The 7,654-nt window shown below is 69.9% G+C and carries 8 protein-coding genes; 4 read left to right on the top strand and 4 right to left on the bottom strand.

Features of this window, described 5'->3' with window-relative positions; translation table 11 throughout:
* The 3 genes from murI to AC27VN_RS26545 form a co-directional block, all read right to left on the bottom strand.
* Positions 1-773, bottom strand: a 773-nt coding sequence (murI, locus tag AC27VN_RS26555; protein ID WP_490878467.1) for a glutamate racemase, incomplete at its 3' end; no start/stop codon positions are given.
* A complete protein-coding gene (locus tag AC27VN_RS26550) occupies positions 770-2,335 on the bottom strand; it encodes a fumarate hydratase (RefSeq protein WP_203201291.1) in 1,566 nt (521 codons plus the stop codon). The genes AC27VN_RS26550 and murI, both read right to left, overlap by 4 nt.
* Before the next feature lie 196 nt (positions 2,336-2,531).
* Positions 2,532-3,227: a TetR/AcrR family transcriptional regulator gene (locus tag AC27VN_RS26545; protein WP_490878466.1), complete on the bottom strand. Its 696-nt coding sequence runs from the start codon at positions 3,225-3,227 to the stop codon at positions 2,532-2,534.
* A gap of 134 nt (positions 3,228-3,361) precedes the next feature.
* Between AC27VN_RS26545 and AC27VN_RS26540 the strand changes: the two genes are divergently transcribed.
* The 4 genes from AC27VN_RS26540 to kce are packed head-to-tail and all read left to right on the top strand — an operon-like array spanning position 3,362 to position 6,546.
* A complete protein-coding gene (locus AC27VN_RS26540) occupies positions 3,362-4,339 on the top strand; it encodes a Bug family tripartite tricarboxylate transporter substrate binding protein (RefSeq protein ID WP_490878465.1) in 978 nt (325 codons plus the stop codon).
* Between the two features lie 13 nt (positions 4,340-4,352).
* A complete protein-coding gene (locus AC27VN_RS26535) occupies positions 4,353-5,120 on the top strand; it encodes a cyclase family protein (RefSeq protein WP_490878464.1) in 768 nt (255 codons plus the stop codon).
* On the top strand, positions 5,117-5,614 hold the full coding sequence (locus AC27VN_RS26530) for a lipocalin-like domain-containing protein (protein WP_490878463.1): 498 nt from the start codon (positions 5,117-5,119) through the stop codon (positions 5,612-5,614). Before AC27VN_RS26535 ends, AC27VN_RS26530 begins: the two co-directional genes overlap by 4 nt.
* Positions 5,611-6,546 (top strand): 3,5-dioxohexanoate:acetyl-CoA acetone transferase, encoded by a 936-nt coding sequence (gene kce, locus AC27VN_RS26525; protein WP_490878462.1) that lies wholly within the window; start codon positions 5,611-5,613, stop codon positions 6,544-6,546. The genes AC27VN_RS26530 and kce overlap by 4 nt, the downstream gene beginning before the upstream one ends.
* A gap of 21 nt (positions 6,547-6,567) precedes the next feature.
* Here the strand turns inward: kce and proX are convergent, their stop codons facing one another.
* Positions 6,568-7,593: a glycine betaine/L-proline ABC transporter substrate-binding protein ProX gene (gene proX / locus AC27VN_RS26520; RefSeq protein WP_490878461.1), complete on the bottom strand. Its 1,026-nt coding sequence runs from the start codon at positions 7,591-7,593 to the stop codon at positions 6,568-6,570.
* Between the last annotated feature and the right edge of the window lie 61 nt (positions 7,594-7,654).

The following is a 7,654-nucleotide window of genomic DNA, read 5'->3' as shown; positions in this document are numbered from 1 at the left end:
TCGCCGCTGCTACGCAGCGCCACCCAGCCTTCGTCATGGGCCGCGGCATCTTCGCGCAGCAGCCCCGCCGCACCGAGCAGCCGCCGCGTCTGCAGCGCCACCGGCACGCCGGAATCGAGGAAACGGACGGCGGAGGGTGCCAGCCGCCGCAGCCGGTCCTGCAGCAGCGGATAGTGGGTGCAGCCGAGCACCACGGTGTCGGTCTCGCCAGCGTCGCCGCCGAAGGGGCCGGCCAGCGCCATGTAGTGGGCGCAGAGCTGGTCGATGGCGAGCTCGTCGAGCCGCTCGATCGCCGCCACCAGCCCGTCGCAGGGCACCGAGCGGATGCGCTCGGGATGCGGAAAGGTATGGCGCAGCGCCGCGTACTTGGCGCTCGCCAGCGTGCCGCGCGTGGCCAGCACCGAGACTTGGCCGGTGGCGCTGCCCGCCACCGCGGGCTTGATCGCGGGCTCGAGGCCGACGATCGGCAGCTCGGGGTTCTCGGCGCGCAGCACGTGGATCGCGGCCGTGGTGGCGGTGTTGCAGGCCACCACCAGCGCCTTGATGCCGTGCTCGCGCACCAGCGTCTGGGCCACGCGCCGCGAATGCTCGGTCACGTAGGCGTCGCCGCGCTCGCCGTAGGGCGAATGCGCGGTGTCGGCGAAGTAGACGAAGCGCTCGCGCGGCAGCTCGGCGCGCAGCGCGCCCAGCACACTCAGCCCGCCCACGCCGCTGTCGAACACGCCGACGGGCGAAGTGGATCGGGACGGCTGCGGACGCGCGGCGAGGCTCAAGCGGGTTCCAGCGTGATGGTCTTGAACTCGCCGCTGGCGATGCGCTTCTGCCACTCGGCCGGGCCGGTGATGTGCGCGCTTGTGCCGCCGGCATCGACCGCCACCGTCACCGGCATGTCGACCACGTCGAATTCGTAGATGGCTTCCATGCCCAGGTCCTCGAAGCCCACCACCTTGGCGGTCTTGATCGCCTTGCTCACGAGGTAGGCGGCGCCGCCCACGGCCATCAGGTAGGCGCTCTTGTGCTTCTTGATCGCCTCGATCGCGACCGGGCCGCGCTCGGCCTTGCCGATCATCGCGATCAGGCCGGTCTGGGCCAGCATCATCTCGGTGAAGCCGTCCATGCGCGTGGCGGTGGTCGGGCCGGCCGGGCCCACGGCCTCGCCCTTCACCGGGTCGACCGGGCCCACGTAGTAGATGACGCGGTTGGTGAAGTCCACCGGCAGCTTCTCGCCCTTGGCCAGCATGTCCTGGATGCGCTTGTGCGCGGCGTCGCGGCCGGTGAGCATCTTGCCGTTGAGCAGCAGCGTGTCGCCGGGCTTCCAGCTCGCGACTTCGGCGGGCGTGAGCTTGTCGAGGTCGACGCGCTTGCTCTTCTTCTCGTCGGGTGCCCAGTCGATCTTGGGCCACAGGTCGAGCGAGGGCGCCTCGAGGTAGACCGGGCCGCTGCCGTCCATCACGAAGTGCGCATGGCGCGTGGCCGCGCAGTTCGGGATCATCGCCACCGGCTTGCTGGCCGCGTGGGTCGGGTACATCTTGATCTTGACGTCGAGCACGGTCGCGAGGCCGCCCAGGCCCTGCGCGCCGATGCCCAGGGCGTTGACCTTCTCGAACAACTCGAGGCGCAGGGCCTCGACCTTGGTCAGCTCTTCCTTGCCTTCCTTGGCGAGTTGGGCCTTGGCCTGCAGCTCGTGCATGTCGAGGTCGTCCATCAGGCTTTCCTTGGCCAGCAGCGCGGCCTTCTCGGCGGTGCCGCCGATGCCGATGCCCAGCATGCCCGGCGGGCACCAGCCGGCGCCCATGGTCGGCACGGTCTTGAGCACCCAGTCGACCACGCTGTCGCCGGGGTTCAGCATCACCAGCTTGCTCTTGTTCTCGCTGCCGCCGCCCTTGGCGGCCACCGTCACCTCGACTTTGTCGCCGGGCACGATCTCGGTGAAGATCACCGCGGGCGTGTTGTCCTTGGTGTTCTTGCGGTCGAACTGCGGATCGGCCACGACCGAGGCGCGCAGCGTGTTGTCGGGGTGGTTGTAGCCGCGGCGCACGCCTTCGTTGATGGCGTCGTCGAGGCTGCCGGTGAAGCCGCCCCAGCGCACGTCCATGCCCACCTTGAGGAACACGTTGACGATGCCGGTGTCCTGGCAGATCGGGCGCTGGCCGGTCGCGCTCATCTTGCTGTTGGTGAGGATCTGCGCCATCGCGTCCTTGGCGGCGGGACTCTGCTCGCGCTCGTAGGCCTTGGCCAGGTGGGCGATGTAGTCGGCGGGGTGGTAGTAGCTGATGTACTGCAGCGCGGCGCTGATCGATTCGATCAGGTCGGCCTGCTGGATCGTGGTCGTCATGGTGGGGGGCTTTTTTTAGGGTGTGGAAACGCCCCCCGATTATCTCAGCGCCGGGTTTCGCAGGCTGGGGCGCTCACAAGGTGTGAAGAAACCGTAGCGAGCGCCCCGAGGTCGCGCCGAGGACCGGAGCCGTACTTTGTACGGTGAGGACCGCAGGTGCGAGATCGGGGCGCGCAGTAGGTTTATTCACACCTTGTCAGGCGGGCCCCGCCGCGCGCATACCCGCCGCCAGGAACGGGATCATCTCGCGCAGCGCCTTGTCGAATTCGCGGCCGTTGCTCGCGCCGTCGGAGATCACTTCGAGCCGGCCGGTGTCGGCCAGCACGTACTGGTAGGTGCCCAGCACGAAGATGAAGCGCCAGGCCACCTGCTCCTGCGAGAGCCCGGGCAGGCTGCGCGCGAAGGCGCGCACGAAGCGACGCGAGGAGTCGTCGTAGAGCGAGCTGCGCAGCTTGCTGCCGAAGCGCGTGCCGTCGAGCTGCAGATGGGCCTGCATGCGCAGGAAGTTGCGCCCCCGCGCGCCGCTGAGCGCGAGCGCCACGGCCGGCGTCAGGAAGATCTCGATCAGGCGCTCGAGCCCGATGGGACGGCCTTCCTGCAGCGCCTCTTCGGCATCGAGCAGCCGCATGCGCTCGTCCACCAGCGGCTGGCCGCCGCGCATGTAGGCCTCGAGGAAGAGGGCGTCCTTCGATTTGAAGAAGTAATGAATCATCCCCTGGTTGACCTTGGCCAGGTCGGCCACCGCGCGCAGCGAGCAGCCTTCGAATCCGTGCTCCGCGAACAGCCGCTCGGCCGCGCGCAGGATGGCTTCGCGGCCATCGGTCTTGCGAGGTGTTCGAGGGGCCTTGGGCGCGGGCGCTTCGGCCGTGGAGGCTTTGGGAGTGGCGGGCATCGGGGATCGCGATCGCGCGGCTGCGGGGAAGGGGATCGATGGTAACTGGCCTTGCCGAGGGTCCGATTCCGCGGTTATTATTAGTCGATCGACTAACTAATAAACCCGGCAAATGAACCGCCGGCGGAGACCCGATGACCCTGTTCAGCCTCTTGCGCGGCGCCGCCGCCGCCTTGTCCCTGGCCGTGCTCGCCGCGGCGCCGGCCTGGTCCCAGTACCCCGAGCGCAGCGTTCGCCTGGTCGTGCCTTATCCCGCGGGCGGAGGCACCGACAACATCGCCCGCCTGCTCGCGGACAAGCTCTCGCAGCGCCTGGGCCAGCCCTTCGTGGTCGACAACCGGGGCGGCGCCAACGGCAACATCGGCGCCGACGCGGTGGCCAAGGCGCGGCCCGACGGCTACACGCTGCTGCTCGCGGGCCTGGGCCCGCTGGCCGTGAACCCGGGGCTGTACGCACGCATGCCCTACGACCCGGCACGCGCGTTCGCGCCCATCGTGCAGGTCTCGTCGGCGCCGCTGGTGCTGGTGGCGGGCCCGGGCGCTCCCGCCGGCGACCTGCGCCAGCTGGTGGCCTTCGCGCGCCAGCATCCCGGGCAACTGACCCTGGCCAATGCCGGCGAGGGCTCGCCGCACCACATCTGCGCCGGGCTGTTCGCCCGCGAGGCCGGCGCCAGCGTGACCCATGTGCCGTACAAGGGCGCCGCCCCCGCCATCACCGATTTGCTGGGCGGCAGCGTGCAGGCGCTGTGCGACAACGTGGGCACCATCCGGCCCTTCATCGAGTCGCGCAAGGTGCGGCCGCTGGCCGTCTCCACCCGCGCCCGCACCAGCCTGCTGCCCGAGGTGCCGACTTTCGCCGAGGCCGGCCTGCCGGGCATCGACTTCTCCCTGTGGTTCATGCTGATGGCGCCGGCCGGCACGCCCGTCGACGTGGTGGCGCGCCTCAATCGCGAGGCGAACGCGATCCTCGCGCAGCCCGAGGTGGCCGCGAAGTTCCGCGAGTTCGCCAACGAGCCGGTGGGCGGCACGGTGCAGGCGGCCGCCGCGCACCTGAAGACCGAAACGCAGCGCTGGCCCGGACTGGTGAAGTCCATCGGCCTGGCGCAGCAGTGAGGCGGGGGCAGCCATGCAGTTGATCGACCTGTCCGTCGCCATCGAGAACGACCTGCCGGTGGACCGCCCGGGCAACGGGCCGCGCATCCGCTACCAGCACCACCGCGAGACCTTCGCGGCCCTGGCCGGGCCCTTCGCCGGCCTGCGGCCCGAGGACCTGCCCGATGGCGAGGCCTGGGCGGTGGAGCGCATCGACCTGTCCACCCACAACGGCACCCACATGGACGCGCCGTGGCACTACGCCTCGACCATGGACGGCGGCCGGCCCGCCGCCACCATCGACGAGGTGCCGCTGGACTGGTGCCATCGCCCCGGCGTGAAGCTGGACCTGCGCCACCTGCCGCACGGCCACGTCGCCACGGCCGATGACCTGGCGACGGAACTGCAGCGCATCGGCCACGTGCTGCAGCCGCTGGACATCGTGCTGGTGAACACGGCCGCCGCCGCGCGCTACGGCCAACCCGACTACCTCGACAGCGGCTGCGGCCTGGGCCGCGAGGCCACGCTCTGGCTGACGGCGCAGGGCGTGCGCGTGGTGGGCACCGACGCCTGGTCCTGGGACGCCCCTTTCTCGCACACCGCCCGGCGCTACGCCGCCACCGGAGACGCCTCCCTGATCTGGGAGGGGCACAAGGCCGGCCGTATCACGGGCTACTACCAGATGGAAAAACTGACCAACCTCGACCTCCTGCCCGCCAGCGGCTTCCACGTCATCTGCTTCCCCGTGAAGATCCACAAGGCCTCGGCCGGCTGGGTGCGGGCCGTGGCGGTGCTGCCATGAGCGCCGCGCCGGACTACGCCTTGCTCGGGACCTGGTACCTGCGCGAGGCCTACGCCGTGGACCCCCGGGGCGAACGTCTGTTCGACGTCTACGGCGCCCGGCCCTCGGGCGTCATCCACTACGGCGCCGATGGCCGCATGACGGCGCTCATCACGCACGACGGCCGCGCGCGCCTTTCGGGCTCGGACCGGCAGGACGCCACCGACGCCGAGAGCGCAGCGGCGTACCGCTCGTCGATCGGCTATGCCGGGCGCTACGTCCGCGAGGGCGACTGGATCGTGCACCACGTCGACATCTCGAGCTACCCGAACTGGGTCGGGACCCGCCTGCGCCGCGAGGTGCGGCTGGCCGGCGACACGGTCGAGCTGCGCACCGCGCCGCAGCCGCAGGCGGGTGTCGAGACCGTCCTGAAGCTGGTCTGGCAGCGCGCGCCCATCGGGCTGGATGCCATGCCCGAACCCCTTCGCACACCCACCCCATCGGCCACGCCATGACCAAGCCTTCTAGAAAAGTCATCATCACCTGCGCCGTGACCGGCGCCATCCACACGCCCACCATGTCGGACGCGCTGCCCTACCGACCCGAGGACATCGCCCGCCAGGCCATCGAGGCGGCCGAGGCCGGCGCCGCGGTGCTGCACCTGCATGCGCGGCATCCGGAAACGGGCGCGGTGTCCATCGACCCGGAACGCTTCCAGGCCTTCCTTCCCGCCATCCGCGCCGCCACCGGCGCGGTGGTCAACCTGTCGACCGGCGGCAGCCTCAACCACAGGGTGGCCGAACGCATCGCGCCGGCGCTGCGCTTCTCGCCGGAGATGTGCTCGCTCAACATGGGGAGCATGAACTTCTCCATGCATCCGCTCGCGCAGCGCTACAAGCAATGGAAGTTCGACTGGGAGGAGCCCTACCTGCGCGAGTCCGACGGCTACATCTTCCGCAACACCTTCCGCGACATCGGCATGGCGGCGCGCGCGCTGGAAACGCACGGCATCAAGTTCGAGCACGAGTGCTACGACGTGGGCCAGCTTTACAACCTGAAGTTCTGCATGGACAGCGGCCTGTTCGAGGCCCCGGTCTTCATCCAGTTCGTGCTCGGCATCCTCGGCGGCATCGGCGCGGACCTCGAGAACTTGGTCTTCATGAAGCGCACCGCCGACAAGCTTTTCGGCACCGGCTACCAATGGTCGGTGCTGGGCGCGGGCGCGAGCCAGATGCAGCTGGCCGTGGCCGCCGCGACGCTGGGCGGCCACGTGCGGGTGGGCCTGGAGGATTCGCTGCAGATCGCGCGCGGCGAGCTGGCGACGTCGAACGCGCAGCAGGTGGCGAAGGTACGCCGCCTGCTGGAGGAACTGGGCCACGAGATCGCCACGCCCGACGAGGCGCGCGCCATGCTGGCGCTCAAGGGCGCGGACCGGGTCGCTTTCTGATCCCGGCCGCGCGGCCGGTGGCTACTGCGCCGCGGCCCGCGCCTGCGCGATCCAGCCGTCGAACAGCGATTGGTGCGCGCGGATCCAGCCGTCGGCATGCCGCTCCACGTCCTGCTGGCTGTTGGCGCCTTCGCTCATGCGCAGGTTCTGCGCGTTGATGTCGCCGATCGGCACGTTCATGACCTCGAACAGCTTCGCCGCGGCCGGGTTCTTCTCGGCGAATTCGCGGTTGGCGACGATGCGTTCCTGGTTGGCGAGGAAGCCGTAGTTCTTGCCGTTGGGCTGGCGCGTGTCGATGTTCTCGCCGCTCTGCGAGGCCGAGAACGGCACCTGCAGCCACACCACGTCGGCGCCCGGGCGCAGCACGGCGCTGACCCAGTAGGGCGTCCAGGTGTAGTAGAGGATCGGCTTGTCCTGCTTGAAGCGCGCGATGGTGTCGGCCATCAGCGCGGCATAGCTGCCCTGGCGGTGCGTGACGGTGTCGCGCAGGCCGTAGGCGCCCAGGTGGTTCTCGATCGCGAGCTCGCAGCCCCAGCCGGGGTTGCAGCCCGTGAGGTCGGCCTTGCCGTCGCCGTCGGTGTCGAACAGCTTCGCGATCGCCGGCTCCTTGAGCTGCGCGATGTTGGTGATGTGGTACTGCTCGGCGGTCTTGCGGTCGATCAGGTAGCCCTGCACCGCACCGTCGGCGTACACGCCCTGGCGCCACAGCTTCGCGTCGCCGCCGCTGTTCTTGTAGAAGTCGGCGTGCAGCAGGCTCCAGTGGTTGGCCATGAAGGTGGCGTCGCCGTTGGCGATCGCCAGGTGCTCGGTCGCGGGCTCCAGGTCCTTCATCGGCTCGACCGTGTAGCCGAGCTTCTCGAGCGCGCGCATCACGAGCAGGGTCTGGAAGGCTTCCTCGGCCAGCGAACTCTTGAGCGGCTTGACGACGATGCCCTGGCCGGGCAGGTCGGTGGCGGCGTGCGCCGACAGGGCGAAGGTCGTCGCGGCGGCGAAGGCCAGCGCCAGCAGCCCGAGGCCGCGCGTGAATGGATGCATCGATGTCTTCATGCGTCGTGTTCCTCCGGTGCTTCAGCGGGCCTGGGTCGAGAGGGCAGGCACGGCTTCTTCC

It is taken from the genome of Variovorax sp. 20P10.2.4, from assembly GCF_058244205.1.
Note: the sequence above shows the minus strand (reverse complement) of the source record. Positions and strands in the feature narration are given on the sequence as shown.

Excerpts from the sequence above, each read along its gene's own strand:
- proX (WP_490878461.1), bottom strand. The coding sequence starts at position 7,593 with ATGAAGACATCGATGCATCCATTCACGCGCGGCCTCGGGCTGCTGGCG.
- AC27VN_RS26540 (WP_490878465.1), top strand. The coding sequence starts at position 3,362 with ATGACCCTGTTCAGCCTCTTGCGCGGCGCCGCCGCCGCCTTGTCCCTG.
- AC27VN_RS26550 (WP_203201291.1), bottom strand. The coding sequence starts at position 2,335 with ATGACGACCACGATCCAGCAGGCCGACCTGATCGAATCGATCAGCGCC.
- kce (WP_490878462.1), top strand. The coding sequence starts at position 5,611 with ATGACCAAGCCTTCTAGAAAAGTCATCATCACCTGCGCCGTGACCGGC.
- AC27VN_RS26535 (WP_490878464.1), top strand. The coding sequence starts at position 4,353 with ATGCAGTTGATCGACCTGTCCGTCGCCATCGAGAACGACCTGCCGGTG.
- AC27VN_RS26530 (WP_490878463.1), top strand. The coding sequence starts at position 5,117 with ATGAGCGCCGCGCCGGACTACGCCTTGCTCGGGACCTGGTACCTGCGC.
- AC27VN_RS26545 (WP_490878466.1), bottom strand. The coding sequence starts at position 3,227 with ATGCCCGCCACTCCCAAAGCCTCCACGGCCGAAGCGCCCGCGCCCAAG.